The organism is Methylococcus capsulatus str. Texas = ATCC 19069, assembly GCF_000424685.1.
GTDB classification, from domain to species: domain Bacteria; phylum Pseudomonadota; class Gammaproteobacteria; order Methylococcales; family Methylococcaceae; genus Methylococcus; species Methylococcus capsulatus.
The window spans coordinates 135,834-154,453 of record NZ_AUKJ01000016.1; the positions used below are offsets into that span (position 1 = coordinate 135,834).

The window sequence follows — 18,620 nt, forward strand, 5'->3', positions numbered from 1 at the left end:
CCGTTTGTCTTTATGGGAGACAAAGTCGGGGTTTATTGGTTACCTTTTGGCCGAACTGATGCTCTGTGGAATCCGTGGTAAAAGCGTGCTTTAGCAGGCTCGATCGTATCTTGTCGATCGAGCAAGCAGGAGATCGCTATCTGTCCTCTTTTGGACATGGGTCCCTGTGAGGTTTGATGAATCGACACGGCAGACAAACGACAAGCAAAGAACTCACTTCGCTCGAACGGATTTATGAAACGTGTTCGCCTCCTAGACATTCATGCTGACCTGGCATGGAGATAACGGACCCATCGGATATCGATCACTGTCATGGCCTGTATGTTTGTCATTGGCGGGAGGATGGGGTGTCGTCGGTTACCGTCGCCATCGGCGATCGGGGTTGGCCTTTATTTTATTTTCTGGGGTACGCCGACACATGAGAACGCGTCCCCCGTGGGGTTCGTCGTTCCTTGGCCACATACGAAAAATTCGTCGTACGTTTCGTCGTTGATCATGGCCGTGATGTGGAATCCATAGGCGCCTACTCCTTGCACGTCTGCAGAATCGCCGGTCCGTGGGCCAGTCGGGCCCGTCATGAAGCGCGCGGAATATTTGTAGTTGAACTGCGGGTCCATGCTTTGAACCAACGGGCCCATCATGGTGTATCCGTAATAAGGCTTCAGCATTGTGGCGCTAATGACGTTCTTGTCCGATTCGGCGGTTACGTGTGTCTGTTTCTTCAGGCGCAGAACGTGAATCATGACATTCATGATGGTGTCGTCTTTCATGACGTCGACGGGAACGTATTTGGCGCCGCCATTATTGGTGTCGTCGTCGAAATCGGGGATCGTTTTGGTGAGATCTAGCGTGGTCGGGGTGCCGACGTTCTTCTTGATCCACAGATCGAGTCCATTCATTTCGTTGGCCAGTGCCGGCTCATGGGTGAATCCCACGAGAACCAGGTAGTAACACGGATCGTTATGGGTCGTACTTGGGAGACAACGTGCTTCATGAGCTTGAACGTTACCTGCCGAGAGAAGTCCTGCGCTAATCAATACGACCGGGATGAGGTGGTCTGCTTTCATGGGTGAGTCCTCTTGTCATTGGCATTGAAACGGAGGAGCTCACGCATGCTGTTCCACGGATATTGGGGATATCCAAGGTCGGTGGCTCCCGCGCACTATCAAGCAGCTTTGGTGCCAGAAGAGGATGGGTTGATTATTCAAGGGTTTTGAGGCTTTCGGTTGCGGGCGAAGGGGTATATAAACCGAAGGGGTAGGATATGAACCAGAAGCGGGCCGGTCCGTGAGCAGCAAGATTCGCGTCCGAAGTGACATCCACCTACGGTACACAGATACGCCGACAACGCAGGCAGGTAGGGAGAATTCAACCCACCGTGGCGCAGCGGGGGGGGCTTCTTCGGCGAAGAAGGCTCCGATTGGAGACGATGACGGTGCACCGGGAGAGGCGGCGCGCCGCTTTGGCGGGGTTCGCGGCGGAGAAGTCGAACACGTCGCCGGGATTCGTTCCGGACGTGCCGGGCGTTAGAACGAAGCTCGGATGAAAAGGGGAGGCATCGGCTCCCGTTGGTGAGTGACCGGGATTTGACGTTTCCGAAATACCGGGCCCTTTCGAGGCCCCGGAACGAGCAGCGCGGGACGTCTCTTCGCCGCGCGCCGCCGCGGCGCGGACCGGTCCGGCCGGCGGCCGGACCGGTCAAGTGCAGCCGGGCGAACCGTTCTTGATGTCAGTCGTCGAACATTCGCCGAATCCCAGCAACTCGACTTTGAGCGGGTTGAGGCCGCTGGAATTCGCCACCTTGGGTTCGGACTTCTCCTCGCTGTCGGACACGGTGGACTGCATGGCGGCCTGTGTGGCCGCGCCCGCAGCGGCTGCCGCGCCGGCCGGAACCACCGGGACGCTGACATTGGTGCTGGGTACGCCGGTGGCGGTGCCTCCGACCTGAATGTTGCTGGCGCCGAGTACGGCCGTCGCCGCGATCGCCACGTTGGTGCCGCCGATGCCCGCCTCGCCGGCATCGACCACGCCCCGCGGGGCGGCGAGGAATACGTCGCCGGGCACGGGGGCCGTGCTGGCTGCGGTACGGATGCCGCTGCCCGATACCACCGGTGGGAATTCGACCTGCAGGTTGCCGCGTTCGTCGAAGGTGATCCGCGGCGGCGGGACGGCGATGGCCGATTTGGCACCGCGGCCGGCGTCGATGTTGCCATTGGATGACCAGATGGTGATGTCACCCCCGTCCATGGCGAACACCCGCGATTGGTTGACCATGAAATTGCCGTTTACCAGGGCATTCACGGCTCCTTGCCGCTGAGCGACGATGCCCAGATCGCTGGCGGCCTTCGAGCCGGCGAAGGCAACGGCCAGACCGGCATTCACACCGCCGCCGGGAACGAGGAGATTGATGTCGCCGCCGTCGACGGTGTGGATCTTGCTGAAGAACAGGCTGAGATTACCCTTGTAGTGGGTGTCGCCGCCTTGCGGGAAGAGGGTATCGATGGCCGCGAAGCCGCGGTCGTAGGCGGATTTGCTGCCCGTCTTGGCGGCCTGGGCGGCGGAGGTCCGGATTTCTTCGAACAGGATGGCCAGCAGGAATTCGTGCTGCTGGTCGCCGGGCAGGGCCCGATAGGCGTCCACCGCACCGGCGTAATCGAGCCTGCCGTTGCCGGTCCGCCGGCGCATGTAGTCGCGCAGGAGGGTGCGGTACCGGGCCGAGGTGGGGTCGTATTTCTCCGCGAATTTGTCGAAGCGCGCCTGGTTGCCGTTCAGGCCAGCCATGACCGTAATCGAGGCGCCGTTGTCCGGCAGGGTGCGGTTTTCGGTGTTGCCGATGGTGTAAATGCCTTCCGAAGCGCCCAGGTCGATGTTCCGTCCCGCGCTGACCCAGAGCTGACCGGGGCCTGCAAGCCGGATTTCGCGGGTCAGGTTCACCAGATTGCCCTGGGCGTTGCGCGGGGAGGTGAAACGGATGTCGCGGCCGGCGGTGATGGTGGACATCGCATAGTCGGGGTGCTGCACGTGCAGGCTGACATCGAACAGATCCCGGCCCGCCATGACGTCCACCGCCTTGGGCAGGACGAGGAGCAGGGGATCGACGGAGGCGATGTTGCCATTGGCGTATATCCTTGCCGCCTCGCTGTCGCCGCGATGGACGGGAACCTGGGCATGGATCAGATTGGCGGCGCCGAAGGGTTGCAGCCTCTGCGAAGCATCGTCCCAGCTCCGGGTGGGATGCGCGATCCCGGGCAGCAGGGCGGGGTCGGCGTCTGACTGGGTGACATTGACGTTGTCACCCACCGAGCCGCTGCCGATGTTTCCGCCCGCCATGAGGTTGAAGCTCGCTTGGGCAGCGGGATAGGTCGTGAAGCTGCGTTCCAGCACGATGTCCCCTTGCAGCGCAGTGACGTCGAGCGAGGCGGGATACACGCCGAGCGCGCTCAACGAAGCGCCGGGGAAGCTGAGCTGGTTCCTCGTGCTGCGCAGATTGTTGACGGCGCTGACCATCCCCGGGATGTCGTTCTGGAGGCGGACGTTCCCCGCGAGCGATTCCAGCGCGATGCCGCTGCGGTCGGAATAGGTGAAGAAGAAGTTGCGGGCGGTAGCGCTGTTGATCACGGTGGGGTTGATGGCCGCGCCCAGTTCGATGTCCTGGCCGGCGTTCAGGCTGAACCGGGAGTCTCCCAGTGCCAGCACCGGCCCCAGGCCGGTCGTCGATGCCTTGATTGCACCCCTCGCGCTGATTTCCCCCATGCCCTTGCCGGTGTAGAAAGTACCACCCAGGACGTCGCCGCCGGCACGGACGGTCAGGTTCCCGCCGCCGGAAATCTGCACTTCGTTGGTGTTGAAGCCGGTGTCGGAGGGATCGTTCGGCTTGGAAGGGGTGCCGAGCTGTTTGCCGGTGGTGGCGATGACCGCCGAAAGATCGGACACGTTCCGACCGGCCTCGACCGTGATGTTGCCGCCGCCGAGCGCGCCGATGTTCTGCTGGAAGCTTCCCTGCTGCGCCGAGGTGCCGACCGGACCGCCGATCGCCACGGCCCAGGCCGTCGGCGTTTCGCCCTGGTGACTGGTGCCATCGGTCCAGTTGCCGGTGCGCACCAGCCAGCCGTCGAAGAACTGGCCGGTCTTCGCGCCGATCACGTCGCGGCCGGCGCTGATATGGATGTCTCCGCCGTCGACCGGGTATTCGCCGTAGAACTGGAAGGCCACGAAGCCGTTTTTGAAATTGCCGTAGCGTTGGGTGTCGGTCGGACGGCCCGCAGTGTAGATGGATGAGCCGGCATTGGTCAGGACCACGTCCCGGCCGGCGTCGAGGTCGATGTCACCGGTGCCGGTCCGCACCGCGACGTCGGCGCCTACCACCACGTCGGTGCCGGCCTGCAACCGGTAGCTCCATGAAAAACCGGTCTGCAGCATGTCTTTCACGGCGACGGTGGCACCGGGGCCGAGGATGCCGGAAACGTCGATGCCGTTGGGGTCATCGCGGAAGCCGTCACTGAGTTTGCCGTCGATCGATAGCTGGCCGGCGGCTTTCAAGGTGAGGACGCCCGGACGGCCGCCATAGCGCCAGTCGACCAGGTCCCAGCCGGCCGATCCCAGGGTCAGGTCGCCGCTGCTGCGGATCTCCAGGCCGGCTCTGAGGCCGCCAGGCAGCCCCAGACGGCTCTCGATGGCGCCGGCGTTGGCCATGTAGGCGTCGGTGTCGGTTTTCCAGGCCGCGATGTCGGTACTGCCGATGGTGCCGCTGTGATCGTAGATACGGACGGCTTCCACCGTGGTTTCCCGGGCCCCGGTCACGGACGATCCGAGGTTCCCCGAGACGGCGACGTCCTGCCCCGTGCGCAGCGCGCGCAGGTTCACGGTTCCGTTGGCGGAACCGTCCGTCGCGCTCACGTCGATTCGGGCGCCCGATGCCACGGTGATCCCGCCCTGCGGACCCTGATCCATGGACTCCAGCGCGATCCGGCCGCCCTGGCTGGTACTGCCGTGCGCTTCCAGGTCGGCGCCCGCAGCCAGGGTCAGGCCGCCGCCGGCCTTGAGGTCCAGGCTGGCGTTGTCGCCTTGGGCTTTCAGGCTGCCGTCGATCCGGACCGAGCCCTGGTCGGCCGCGAGTTCGATGGTGCGGGCCGCCAGGGTATCGCCGGTATTCAGGTGCAGGTCACCGGTGCGCGCCCTCAGGCTGATGCCGTCGCTGAATCCGGCCGACGCCAGCTTCCCGGCCATTCCGCCGACGTCGCCCCCGTTTTCCAGGGTATGGACATCGAGACCGAAACGGCCGCCGCGTTCCGTGCCCCGGGCGTCGATGCTGCCGTCGAAGCGGAATCCGCCCGCTGCCGCCGACACCTGCAGCTCGCCGCCCTTGCTGCCGTTGAGCGCGAGCTGGGCGCCGGATTCCAGCGCGACGCTGCCGGTCCGGCTGGAGAGCTCCACCGCACCGCCGTCGGTTTTGACATTGGCTTTGCCGATGCTCACTTCCCGGCCGGAAACGTCGATGTTGGAGCCGGCGGCGAGGACCACGTCGCCTTTCAGGGCATCGAGCTTGACGACGCCGGATTTGAGCGCAATCGTCCCGGCATTCCGGATGCTGTCCGCAGTGATCGACAACTGGGCACCGAGTGCGTCGGCGGCGGCCTGAGCGGCGCCGGACGACTGGATGGCGACCGCGTGGCCGGTGGCGTCGATCCGGGTGTCCGCCCCGCGGTCGCCGGTGACGACGGGGGTTTTGAAGTCGAGATCCGCCGAGGCGGTCAGCGTGCCCGTACCCGAGCCGACGATGGCCTTGCCGGCTTCGACCGTCACTTTGGAATAGCCCTCGAGTGCATAGGCGCCCCCGCCCAGTTCGACGGTGTCGGCGACCAGGGAGAGAGTGCCGGTGCCGTTGCCGGTACGGCTGGTGCTCGCAGCGAGCGGATTCTCCAGACGGATGTCTCCGGCCTTGATGCTTGCGGTCTGGCCGGCGTTGTCGAATCCCAGGAGTCCGCCCGAGCGCAGTACGATCCGCTGCGATGTCAGTTCGACCGGGCCGTACAGGCTGATGTCGCTGCCGCTGTTCAGGCGCAGTTCGTTCGCATGGAGGGCGTTCAGTGCCGTCTGGCTCAGCGCCAGGCCGTTCTGGAAGCTGGCGTCGGCGCCCAGCCCGATCCGGCTGGCGCCCAGCGATACCGAGCCGCCCTGGGCCAGGAGTCTACCGGAAAGATCCATGTTGGCCGTGGCATCGACGATCATGGAGTTGGACGTGGCCAGGGTCGCGCCTGCGCCGATACGGATCGAGCCGCTCTGACCCGAGACACTGCTGCGTTGGAGATCGGCTTGGTCCGACGTCGACACCCGCAGGAAGGCTGCATCGCCGTCGACTTTATAGACCTTCGGTGTCCCGACGCTCTTGGACGGGCCTTCGGCGGTGATGCCGGAACCCTTGGCGAGGGTGATGTTGTCCTTGGCGGTGAGGATAAATTCGGAGCCCTTGAGCCGGGCGTTCTGCTCCAGGGAGATGGTCGAGGCATGGGTGTCGACCGTGACGGTACCATCCACGGTGTTGCGCACACCACCGATGGCGATGCTGGAAACTCCCAGCCCGTTGAGCTTCTCTGCGACCAGCCTGATGGCGCTGCCGCTCGTCTGCCCGGCGTTGCCTTGGGAGACGATGGCAATGTTGGTGGCATCGATGTCGAGGCGGCCGCCGCGGCCCTTGGCGCCGGCTTTGGCCGACACCCGGCCATCCAGACCCAGCGCCGTCTCCGCCGAGATGAACAGTGAGCCCGCGTCGCGCGGCAGATAGGGGAGCGCGGTTTCATCCTTGGCCGCCTTGGCAGAGAAGAATGCGTTGGCGCCGTAAGTCGAATATTCGGCGCGGGTGCGGGCGGCGCTGCCGGGTTCCACCGCGAAGCCGCTCCAGAGTGCGTCGCGGATGCCCGTGCCGGAAACGGTGCGGTAACCGGCGACGATCGGAGCGCCGTCGGCACGCTGCAGGTTGAGGCCCGGCACGATGTTGGTGACGTTCTTGTCGGGCGTCACCAGATAGGCGCCGGGGAGCAGCGCATAATGGGCCGGCAGGAGGACGTAATAGCCGGCCTTGAGTCCGCCGCCGCCGGAGAGGTAGACGCTGTCGCCGACCTTGAGGCCCGAGGTGGCGGATTCCAGCGGATCGTAGGGCGCGGTCGTGCCCTTGAAGGAGGGCAGGACGGCGTAGGCTTCCTGGTAGCCCTGGCTGGTGGGGTCGAGCAGATCATAGGAACCGCCTGGTCCCGGCACGAATTCGAAGGCGAACAAATCGCCGCCGCCCCGGGTGTCGATCACCGAGCCGTTGGCGATGTCGACCTTCGGACCGTCGAGCACCAGTTTCTTTTCCGGCGGCGCGGTGAAGACCAGGTTCTGGTCGCCCAGCGGGTAGATCCAGTCCAGCCCGCCCTGGGTGCGTCCGAAAGGAATGATCGCGCCCTTGGCCGAATTGGAGGTGACGCTCCCGGCGGCCAGTTCGAGACGGTTGGATGCCTGGAAATTCAGCTGGCCGAGCGGTGCTTTCACGGTGCCGCCCTGGACGATGTTCGGAGCCTCCAGCGTCAGTTTCCCGCCGGCGGAGAGCACCGTTCCCCCTTTCGAGTCGCCTGGCTTGATCGTGAGCGTCCCGTCGCTTGTGCCTCTCACCGCGATCCGGAAGTCGCTCAGGGTCGACGGATAGATCTGGTCGGCGGTCAGGGTGAGATCGCCGGCCGCCAGGAACTCGCCCAGGAAGTCCCGCTGCTGCTGGGTGGTGCGCACCCCGATCAGCCGCAGGTCGCCGGCGCTTTTGAGGTTGGCGCCGTCGAAGCCCTGGAGGGCGGTGGTGCCGACCAGGTCGATCAGGCCGGCGTTGACTTGCAGGCTGCCGTTGCCGGCGGTCGGAGCGGCGTTGCCAGGCCGGGTCTGGGTCGAACCCAGCGCGACGTAGGCCGAATCCAGCGACACCTTGCCGGCGGTGGCGCCGGTGGCGGGCGCGAAGGCCAGCACCGGCGCGTCGAGGACGATGCTGCGCTCGGTGTGCAGGTTGAGGCCGCTGCCCAGTTCGATGCGGCCCGGTGTGCGCAGCGTCAGTTCGCCGAAGCCGCCGCGTTCGACCTGCCCGGCGCTCAGCACCGCCTGGCCGTAGCGGTTGGAGGCCACGGCCTCGCCCTGAACCGTGGCCGTCCCCGCGGGTCCGGACTGGTTCAGCGATATCACGCTGGGGACCTTGGGGAAGGGCGTCTGGCCTTGGCCGATCTCGTCGGGTTCGGCCCGGGTGTTCGGATTGAGTTCCAGCGACAGTCCGCCGCCCGCGGTGCCGGTTCCGTCACCGGCCCGTCCGTCCAGCTTCCCGTAGAGCTGGATGCCCTCGGCGGCGCGGATCGCGATGCTGCCGCCGGAGGAGGCGATCTGGCGGCGCTCCTGGGAGATGGCGCCGTTCGGTCCCCTGACCGGTACGTCCAGGCGTCCCTGGGTCCCGGAGACGGAGAGTTCCGAGCCCTCGTCCGCGACGACGAAGCCGCGGTCGGCGTGCAGGGTGATGGTTCCGCCGTCCAGCACCTTGCCGGTCACGTGGTCCGGCCGGTCGCTGTAGAGCAGGGCGGTGCCGGACACGTCCACCTTCGCGCCGGAACCGATCCAGATGCCCTGGTCCGCCTTGAAGCCGGGGTCGGTGCCGGCCGGCGGCGTGACGGTCATCGCCACGTCGCCGCCGGCGGCTTCGAGGGTTCCGTTCATGAAGATGCTGGAATCCGATTGCAGCGAAATCTTGCCGCCGGCATCGGTATGGATCACCGCGCCGTCGCCGATGCGCACAGCAGCGTCCTTTCCGCCTTGCCCGACCTTTTGGGCCAGCACCAGATCGAGCTCTCCCGCTTGGCGGGACAGTTCGGGAAGCAGCTCGACCTGCGCGAAGTCGCGGAAGTTCGAGCCGCTGACGCGGCGGACGGCCGTCGGATCGATGACCCGGTTCTGGACGCTGAGTTGGATACGGGTTCCGTCGCTGACGGTGACCCCGCTCTTGTTGGAGCCTACGGAGTAATGCGCAAACCCTCCCTGGCCGAAGAAATCCGGGGTGAGGACCAGCGGGTCGGCGCCCTTGGCAGTCCCGACGTCCGTGGCGTTGCCCAGGATCACCTGGTCGGAGACGAGACTGAGCGACCCGCCCTTGCCGCCGGCGAAGGCATAGCCTTCGAGCGTGCCTTTCAGTTTGAGGTCCGAGCCGTCGACGGCCGCGGCTTCCAGGCTGATGCTCCCGGCGTCGCCGGCTTTGATGCTGTCTTTGCCGGTGCGCCGCGCTCCGCCGCTGACGTCGATGCGGCTGCCGGCGGCGAGACTGACGTCACCTTCGGCCTTCGCCGAAACGGTACCGCCGTTCACCAGCACGCGGCTGCGGTCCTGCCCGGCGTGGCCGGTAGCGTCGGCCGGACGGTCGTTGATCCACTGGCCGCTGACGTCGATGGTGGCGCCTGCGCCCAGGTCGATGGCACCGGACAGCTTGCCCTGGGTGGCGCTGGTGAGCCGGGTCGAGAGATCGACTTCGCCGGCGTGGGCCGTGATCGTTCCGTCGACCTTGATTTCGCCGCCGGTGAGCGCGAGGCTGCCTCCGTCGGTCATGGCGAGGTTCTCGCCGGAGCGGATGGCGACCTTGCCGTTGGTCTTGATATCGGCGTACATGATGCCGGAGTCGCGCAGCTTGTTGCCGGACAGCACCAGGGCGGCCGGCTGGCCGGGCTTCTCGGGATCTTGGGGAAACGGCTGGTCTTTGCCGATGCCCAGAGATCCCGAGGCGCTGCCGAAGATCACGGACTGGGTACTGTCGGGGCTGCGCGCCAGGTCGATCTTGAGGGTTCCGCCGGCGGGCTGGGTTCCCGCCTCACGCTGGTGCAGACCGGCGGTCGCGGCGCCGCGCATCTCGGCCTCCAGCGCCAGCGCCGCCGCCTTGATGTCGAGCGTGCCAGCGGCCTTGCCCTCCACATAGCCCTGTTCATAGCGCCCCAGGTTCCTGGGGCCGATGATGTCCCAGGTCTTGGTGACGTTCCAGACCTTGAACTTCTGGGTGACCTGGCCGAAGATGCCGGCATAGGTCTGATTCGGATCGGCGCTGCCGATGTCCACCGTCTTGCCGTCCGGCGTCAGCAACTGGGTGGTGTCGATGTAGCCGGAGCGGTAGGCCACCGAACCGCCGGAGAAGTCCAGCAGCGCGCCCCGCTGGAGGATGGCGTCGCCTTCCGATGTGAGTTTGATGGTACCGCCGGCGGTGCTGCGTTCGGCCACGGTGCGGGCGATGCGCTCCAGTTCGCCCGAGATGTCGGCGATCGGCGTGCCCTTGCGGATGTCGACCCGTATTTTCTTTCCATACAGTACGCCGTGGCGTTGCAGCGGCGAGTCCCGCAGTTCATTGCTGCGCAGTTCGACCGTCACCACGTTGCGTTCCATCGGCACGCTGACGTCCTTGATGCCCGATACGTCGATCGTCGCGCCCTTGTCCACATAGACGCGGGCGTCGTTCTTGACGTTGTCGAGGCCGGGGTTGGCGGGGTTTTCGGTGGCCGTCACCGTGACCTTGCCCGAGCGGGACACCAGTTGCGCACCGTTCTCGATCCGGACCTGGTGTCCCATGATTTCCACCCAGGAAGCATCCTGCGCCTGGCCGTCCACGGCGGTGGCCGGGTCGTTCAGGTCCGGATTCGCCGAAGTCTTGCTGCCCCCTTTCAGTGTCACCGTGGCCCGGGTGCCGAGGCCGTCGTCCAGGGGGGCGCTGCGTTTGGTGCGGTTCGCCTGCAACAGCCAGGCATCGCCCTCACGCCGCACGCTGGCACCTTCCCGTGCCAGCAGCCGCACCGAGCCGTTGACGCGAACCGAGGTGGTCGCCGACACCCGGCCCTGCTGGTTGACGGCGAATCCCATCAGCGTCACGTTGCCGCGCTCCGCCAGTGCCCTGCCGATGTTCGCGACTTCGCCGCCGGTCCCGACTTCGACCAGAAGGCCGCGCAGGGTGGAGTCTTTGCCGGCTTCCTGCAGATAGACCTTGTCGGTGGCGGCGATGAGGAGAATCTGGCCGTCCGGCGAGGAGAGATCGCCCTTGTTCACCACGGAAGGAGCGGCGGCGATGATGCGGCCGGAATTGGCGGTCTTGACGGAGGAGCCTTCGGCGAACTCGATGCCGATCTTGACGCGATTCCCCTTCTCGTCAAGGACGAACTGGCCTTGATCGTCGACCCGGTAGACTTTGCCATCGCCCACCAGCGCAGCCCGTCCGTCCTGGTCCAGGACCTTGGTGATACCGCGCTGGAAGGTATCGTCGGTGATGTTCAGCGTGCTGACCAGCAGGGTGTTGACGTCCACCTGCGAGCCTTTGCCGAACAGGAATCCGTTCTGGTTGAGCAGGTAAACCTGGCCGTTGGCGGAAAGCCTGCCGAAGATGCGGCTGGGATCGTTCTGGTAGATGCGGTTGAGGGCGATGGACGAGGCCGAGGGCTGCTTGAACTGCACCGTGTTTCCGGCGCCGATGTCGAAGCTCTTCCAGTTCAGGATGGCGCGGTCCGAGTGCTGATTGATCGTCATCAGGTTGCCGGCGACCGACTGGTCGGCGCTGCCGCTCGACACGAAGACACCGGCAGGCACCGGCAGGCTTCCCGCATGCGCGGCGCCGCCGGCCAGGAAGGCGCCGGCCAGTACGGTACGGACGGAGGCGGCGAGCGGTTTGAGGCCGAGGTCGGCGGGGGGAAGATGGGCTTTGCGGTTTGCAGCTTCGCGGGTCGTCATGCTCGTTCCCCGATCAGTAATCGTAGGCGATGCGGAAATCGACGCGGGTTTCGCCTACCGCGACGCTTTCCGTCCGGGTAAAGGGATAGGACCAGAACAGGGTGCCGTTGAGTTTGCGCCACAGCTCCATGTTGAATCCGGCGCCGGTGCTGGCCAGACTGAAGTGCTGGGGCTGTCCGGGCAAGGCGTCCTTGACCCAGAGGTAGGCGAGGTCGCCGAACACCAGGAACCGGAGCAACCCCATGTTTTCGTAAAGGTACTGGCCGAGATCCGGGCTGTAGAATTCCAGCGAGCCGTTGATGCCATTGTCCCCCAGCCGTTCGACCTCGTGGTAGCCGCGCACGCTGAACATGCCGCCGGCGCCCATCTGTTCGTTGCTGATCAGGGGCACATTGGTGATCTGGCCGGTCATCCGTACCTGCAGGGACAGGTCTTCCGGCAGTACCTGCCGGTGTCGGACGTCCCCCTTCAGGTAGACGTAATTGGGGGTCGCGCCGAAGCGGCGGTTTTCGAATTCCTGATAATCGCCCCAGAACAGGACATGAGTTTCCAGGTTGAGTTGGCTGAACGAACCATCGTCATAGCCGAGGCTGGCGTCGTAGCCGGCCATGAAGGGCGAGTAGCTGATCGGTGTCATCTGGGTGCCGCTGTCGGACAGGATGGCCTGGCCGAAGTTCTTGTAATCCCAGCCGAGGGTCGCGTAATGCCCGAGTTGCTTGGTGAGGCGGGGGAGGGGTTTGATCCAGCGTAGCCCGAAGATTTCGCCGTCGCCCACCACGTTGAGGGCGCCGACCGTCGACACGCCGCTCTTGGAATTCAGGCCGATGCCGTAGAAGACCATGCGGGCGTCGGAATTGAAGATGTCCATGGGCATCACATAGGTGCCCGACCAGACCTGGACGTTGTCGGTGTTTTCCGGGGATATCTGGAATTGCAGCGAGGCGCTGTGATTCAGCTGCCAGAGGTTGTCGTAGCGCGCCGAAGCGATCAGGCGGGTACGGCTGGTGCCAACGCTGTTGCGGCCGTTGAACTCCAGCCCCGCGTGCAGGGGCAGCTGGTCGTCCACCGCCAGCTCCACTTCCACCGTCCCGGGGGTATTGCCGGCTCGCATCACGGGCGTCACCGTGCGGTCCGCATTCTCCGCCGAAAGCTTGCTGAGCTGTTCCTGGGCGGCGGGCAGATTGAGCGGCTGGCCTTCGGCCAGGGCCGGCACCTTTTCTTTGATATGGCCCAGCGAGAAATACCGTGAGCCGGTCACCTTCAGGCGGTCGACCTTGCCTTCGCTGACCTTGAGGATCACCACGCCCTCGTTGACGTCCTGTTCGGGGATGTCCACCAGCGCCGCCGAATAGCCGGCGTCGTGGTAAGCCTTTTCCAGGGCTGCGCGCGCGCTTTCGACGTCGCCGATCGACTTGCCCGGTCCGAGAAAGCCGTAGACGGTCTTTTCGACCACTCTCTGATCCAGCACGGAATTGCCCTCGACCCGGTACTCCCAGACGTCGAACAGCGGCGCCTGTTCAGCCGCGGCGTCCGGCGGGCTGTCCTTTGCGGCCGGGTTGCCGGTCGGATCGGCATTGGCCGGCGATGCAGCCAAGGCCAGACAGAAGGGGATGCCGGCAAGGACACCGGTGCGGCTCCGCGGCATTGTTTCTTGCATGCGTTCCATTCGATACCAGAGAGACGGACTTTGCCTTTATACGGCGTTGCACCTGTATGAATACAAATAGCGATAAAACCGGCGTCCCTTCCGGAACGCCGGTTTATGCCCCCGCAGCGGGGAGAGGCGAGGCCGTGCGCGGCCCCGCCACAGCCCCCTCGATCAGAGCCGGTTCGGCAGGTTGTCGTTGACCACCGGCACGCGGCAGTTGTCCAGAGACAGGCCGGGCGCATGGCTGTAGGGCAGGATCGGATTGTTGGGATCGAACTTGCCATCCGCCGACGGGGTGTTGCCCGCCGTGGTCACCGCGAGATAACCGCCCTGGCCGAAGGGATGCGCGTAGGCGGCGTTGTTCTTGGCGGTCAGGCTGGGGCTGCCGGCATCGGATGCGATCTTCTGGATGATCTTCAGCTTGTCGCCGGTCGGACCGTTGTAGGCGGGTTTGCGCCATTGATAGGTATTTTCCGCCCAATCCATGTAGTGGCCGCTTGCCGTGTTGGCGAGCGTGGGTGCAACGCCGTCGATGGCGATGAAACGGTAGTTGTATTTGAGGTTGGCATTGCGTTCGGTGCTCTGTACACCGATGGCCCAGGCCTTGACTCCGGCCGCATTGGCTTTGCTGTTGTTGGTGCCCTGATTGAAATCATCCAGGCAGGTGTCGACATTCCCCGCGCCCGAGTTCAGGATCACGACCGGTCCTGCCAGCGGATTGGAGGTGGAAGCGGGACTCAGTGCGCTGTCGGTGCAGGGTGCATTGAGGAAATTGGCATTGGTGGTGGCCTGGGTACCCGATCCGTTGACCCGGCGGCAGATATAGACCTTGTCGTCCGTGATCGATCCGTTGGCGTATTGGGTCAAGTCGCCTTTCGCCTGGCCGTTCTTGTCGACGACCTTGATTTCGCTCCATTTGCCGATGTTGCCGGTGAGCAGGCTGGCGATCTGATACTTTCTCAGGCTGGGCATGCAGCGCTCGGTGTCCTGCCCTTCGCAGTCCGGGTCCAGGGTACCCATGTCGATCTGGGCGCGCTGCAAAGCGTCGCGCAGAGATTTGGTCACCGGCGTGTTGAAAACCAGGGCGCCGCCGGAGACCACGTCCAGGCGCTGGCTGACCTTCGCGGGATCCACCGGAGCCACGCCATCCGGCGTGTTCATGCTCCGGAACATCGCGGGATTGACGTCGGAGACGCCGGCGTCGGACACCTTTTGCGCGAGGTCGCCGGGCTGGGAGATCCGGCACAGCCAGTTACCGCTCGCCGCATCCTTCTGGCAGTTGCCGTTGTTGATCATCATGGCGTCGATCGCCTGTTCGTCGAGCACCGGGCCCACACCCTGCGCCGAACCGCCGGCGGAGCGCTTGTGGAACAGCACCTTGGGATTGTTGACGGAAAGCCCCGTCACTTTGGACGAATCGATCTGGCAGAAGATAGCCGTGTGTGCGGAACCGGGGTTGGAGGGGTTCGAGTTGTCGAAATAGACATCGAGCGTTCCTCCCACGCAGAGTTCTTCGAACAATTGCCGGACATTGCCATCCTGGGCCGATGCGCCGGACATGAAGATTTCGATGTCGGGCGATACGCCGGGTTCCAATGCCCAGCCCTGAGCGCAGAATCCCAGAGAGCTTGCCGCGACCGCTGCAGCGATTTTCTTGACTTGCATGAGTTAACTCCTGTCTGTTTGAGAGTGATTGGGTGATTACGCCGGGCGGCCCGCCGGTTCCGGCGGGCCGCCGTTCCTGGACCTTGCCGGAGTCAGGGTTCTACCGTGACGTCGATCTGGTCGCAGACGAACGAGGACTTTTTGCTCGGTTTGACGCAAACCCGGAGCACACCCTGTTGTGTGACGTGCTTCTTGGTCGGTTTCCACAGGGTCTGTCCTTTTTTGTTGGCGACGCTCTTCAGTTTCTTGAACTTGGAGCCGCCGTCGGTGGAGAACTCGAGGTTGACCAGCTTGCTGGCCGGCACTTCCGTGGTGGTCCAGGCGACTGTCTGAGCCTGCTTGACCTTCCAGGCCGCGGGCGCATCGATGTGGATGGAAGCGCCCGTGGAGCTGCCTTCCACCGTGACGGTGGCTTGGGCGGTACCGGTGGCGGCGCCGTCGCTGACCGTCAACTGGAAGGTGTAGCTGCCGACCTCGGCGGGTGTGAAGCTGGCTTTCGCCTGATCAGCGTTGCTCAACGTCACCGTGGGGCCGGAGGTCTGCTTCCATGCGTAGGACAAGGGTTGGGGACCGTTGTCGGGATCGGTGCTGGCGCTGCCGTCCAGGGTGACGGTGGTATTGACCGCTACCGTCTGAGCGGGATTGGTGATGGCCGCCGTCGGGGCTTTGTTCCCCGATCCCGAGCACAGGGTCGAGGTGCCGGTGCCGCTGTAGCTCAGAGCGCCGGCGCTCGACAAGCTCCATGCCCCCAGCTTGGTGATGTGTTCTCCCTTGGAATCGCCGGTGGAGTTGTTGATGAAATAGAACTCGAGTTCGGCGCCGGGGGTGCCTTCGGTGTTGCCGTTGACGGAGCTCCCCATGGTGGGACCCCAGGTGCCCTTGCCGTGATAGGCAAGGTCGTCGGGACCGAACACGCCCGATTTGTTCTCCGCCGCCTGCCCGGGCTTGTTCTCGAACGGCTGGACGTTGAGGGCGGCGATGTAACCCTGGATCTTCTGGATCGCATTGTCGATCAGGTTCCATTTGGCGCTGAAAATGTCCTTGCCCTGGCTCGATGTGGCCAGATAGCCCCATTGAGTGATGTTACTGGCATCCTTCAGCAAGGGATTGACCGCCGCGATGTTGTAGACCAGGTTGGTTTTGCCGGCAAAGGCCGCAAAATTGGGATCCTGCGCCAGATTGGCGTCGAGGCAGCCCTGGCCGTTCATGAACTGGACCATATCGACGCCGAGGTCCTTGTAATAGGACTTCTTTCCGTCCACATCCAGGATCGAGATGAACAACTCGCCCGGCGTTCCGAACTTCCCGTCGTTGATGGCCGCATGGGCCGGGTGCCCCGCGGCGACCAGCGTGCCCAGAAAAACTGCTCGCAATTTCTTCATGGTTTTCGCACTCTCCGTAAATGGGAAAAACTCTCGTTCGCCACGCGAACCCGGCGTTGCCGAGCCGGCCGGATTCAGACATGGGCGATGCATTGATGCTCCGATGGCCGGTCTCCCCCCACCCCAAAAAATCCCATCGGGACACCGATGGCGCGGCCGCCGAATGTCCCTTGAGAAGATGAGTGCGCAAAAGTAGCCGGCTTTTGTTACGGCGATATGACTTGAAAATGACAGTTGGATTGCGATTGCGTGACGGGGCGCGAGCCCCGAGCCGCGGAGCCGGACACGGGGTTTGCGGGCTACCGGAGAGGGGAGGAAAGAAGAGCGGAGGGCGATCCGGTAATCGAACCCGACGGGCGGGCGGTCGCCCCTTCAGGACGAAAGCCCCGTCAGGTGGATGCCGGCAGGCGATCCGCCGGGACCTGACGAGAGGGCGATCCTCGATTCATCGATCGAGCCTTCTCGCGATGCTCTTCCTTTGGGGCAAAGGGAATGACTTTCTCGCGGCTCAGCGCGGCGCGTCGTAGCGCCGGGTCAACCCCTTGGGGGAGAGCACGATCTGCCACAGCTGTATATAGCGGGCCCGGAACGCGCCGGCAAAGCTCAGCAGGTAGAAGCGCCACATCCGGTAGAAGCGGTCGCCATAGCGGGGCCGCAGTGAAGGCCAGTGCCGTTCGAACCGGTCGTACCAGGTCAGCAGCGTCCGGTCATAGTCCGGACCGAAGTTCTGCCAGTCCTCCATCACCAGTCGGTTTTCCGTGGCCGTGCCGATCTGGGCGATGGAAGGGAGCATGGAGTTGGGGAAGATGTAGCGGTCCACCCAGGGATTGCCGTGATTGTCCGAGGTGTTGATGCCGATGGTGTGCAGCAGGAACAGACCGTCGTCGGGCAGCCGGTCGGCCACGAGCTTCATGTAGGTTCCATAGTTCTTGCAGCCGACATGCTCGAACATGCCGAGCGAGTAGGCGCGATCGAAGTGACCCTCGATGTCCCGGTAATCCTTCAGCTCGATCGTGACCGGCAGACCCTGACAGATTTCCCGGGCGTAGCGGGCCTGCTCCGCGGAAACGGTGACGCCGTAGACCTCGACACCGTACTTCTCCGCGGCGAACCGTGCCGCTCCGCCCCAGCCGCAGCCGATGTCCAGCACCCGCATGCCGGGCTCCAGCCCGATCTTGCGGAACACCAGGTCCAGCTTGGCCTCCTGGGCCTCGTCGAGCGTCGTGGCGTCCTTCCAGTAGCCGCAACTGTAGATCATGCGCCGGTCCAGCATGCAGCCGTAGAGATCGTTGCCGATGTCGTAATGGCGCTGGCCCACGTGGAACGCCCGTGCCGCATGCTGAAGGTTGAACAGTCTGGCCTGCAGGGCGGCGACGGCATCCCGCCAGGAACGGAAGCGGTCGGCCAGACCGGCGCGGATGATCCGGCAGATGAACTCGTCGATTCGGTCGCAGTCCCACCAGCCATCCACGTAGGACTCGCCGAGCCCCAGCGAGGCGTCGGCGAACATGCGCCGGAAGAAGGCCGGGTCGTGGACCCGGATGTCCCAGGGCCGGTCCCCATTGATCCTGATGCCGGCCTGTTCCAGAAGCGGTTCGAGCCGCTCGCGGCAAAAATCGTGACGGCTTCCCCGCCAGGGCGATGATTCCAAGGTATTGATCGGCATGGTCCGTCCTCCACCTTCATCATTCGGGCCCCGATATTCAACAACGGGAGGAGGACAGGAGCAATACGGGGAAATCCCGGGCCGACCGCGGAACCCGAACCCACCTTTCATGCAGGCTCTCGCTGGCGTGCTGGATCGGCGGACTGAGGAAATATCCGATCACCCGGCGCGTGCCGGTCTTGATTTCCACGGATGCCGACCTGCCCGGAGACAGGTTGACGGTTTTCCCGTCCACCCGCATGGTGGAGCGCTCCGGCTTGACGCGGCGCGAATGGATAAGCCCGCGCTTCTCAGATCTCCGCCTCCTGGCCGGCCCTGACGAAGCCGATATCCTTGTTTTCGACGAAGACCCCGGCCTCCAGCGGGTTGTCGTCGGGTACCACCATCATCAGGGGCCGGGCCGGGGTCACCACGCCGCCGACGGTATGCACGGCCTCGAGGACAGATGACGGAACCCGATCGACGTTGCCGCCCAAAAAATCGGGCCTCGCTCAGGCCTATGTCGGGCGTC

Annotated in this window: 7 protein-coding genes; all 7 read right to left on the reverse strand. The window is 64.5% G+C overall.

What is annotated here, in order from left to right:
* Positions 1 to 389: 389 nt before the first annotated feature.
* Complete coding sequence (locus H156_RS0102875) at positions 390 to 1,067, reverse strand: hypothetical protein (RefSeq protein ID WP_081504024.1); 678 nt, start codon at positions 1,065 to 1,067, stop codon at positions 390 to 392.
* Positions 1,068 to 1,698: 631 nt separating this feature from the next.
* Complete coding sequence (locus H156_RS0102880) at positions 1,699 to 11,748, reverse strand: filamentous haemagglutinin family protein (RefSeq protein ID WP_017364662.1); 10,050 nt, start codon at positions 11,746 to 11,748, stop codon at positions 1,699 to 1,701.
* 13 nt (positions 11,749 to 11,761) lie between these two features.
* Positions 11,762 to 13,405: a ShlB/FhaC/HecB family hemolysin secretion/activation protein gene (locus H156_RS0102885; RefSeq protein WP_238536816.1), complete on the reverse strand. Its 1,644-nt coding sequence runs from the start codon at positions 13,403 to 13,405 to the stop codon at positions 11,762 to 11,764.
* Between the two features lie 162 nt (positions 13,406 to 13,567).
* A complete protein-coding gene (locus H156_RS0102890) occupies positions 13,568 to 15,061 on the reverse strand; it encodes a hypothetical protein (RefSeq protein WP_017364660.1) in 1,494 nt (497 codons plus the stop codon).
* Positions 15,062 to 15,153: 92 nt separating this feature from the next.
* Entirely contained in the window at positions 15,154 to 16,443 is a 1,290-nt protein-coding gene (locus H156_RS0102895; protein ID WP_017364439.1) for a PKD domain-containing protein, read from the reverse strand.
* 508 nt (positions 16,444 to 16,951) lie between these two features.
* Positions 16,952 to 18,109, reverse strand: coding sequence for a cyclopropane fatty acyl phospholipid synthase (gene cfa, locus H156_RS0102900; protein WP_017364440.1), 1,158 nt, complete (start codon positions 18,107 to 18,109; stop codon positions 16,952 to 16,954).
* 290 nt (positions 18,110 to 18,399) lie between these two features.
* Positions 18,400 to 18,540, reverse strand: coding sequence for an HlyD family efflux transporter periplasmic adaptor subunit (locus H156_RS17300; RefSeq protein ID WP_202948205.1), 141 nt, complete (start codon positions 18,538 to 18,540; stop codon positions 18,400 to 18,402).
* Between the last annotated feature and the right edge of the window lie 80 nt (positions 18,541 to 18,620).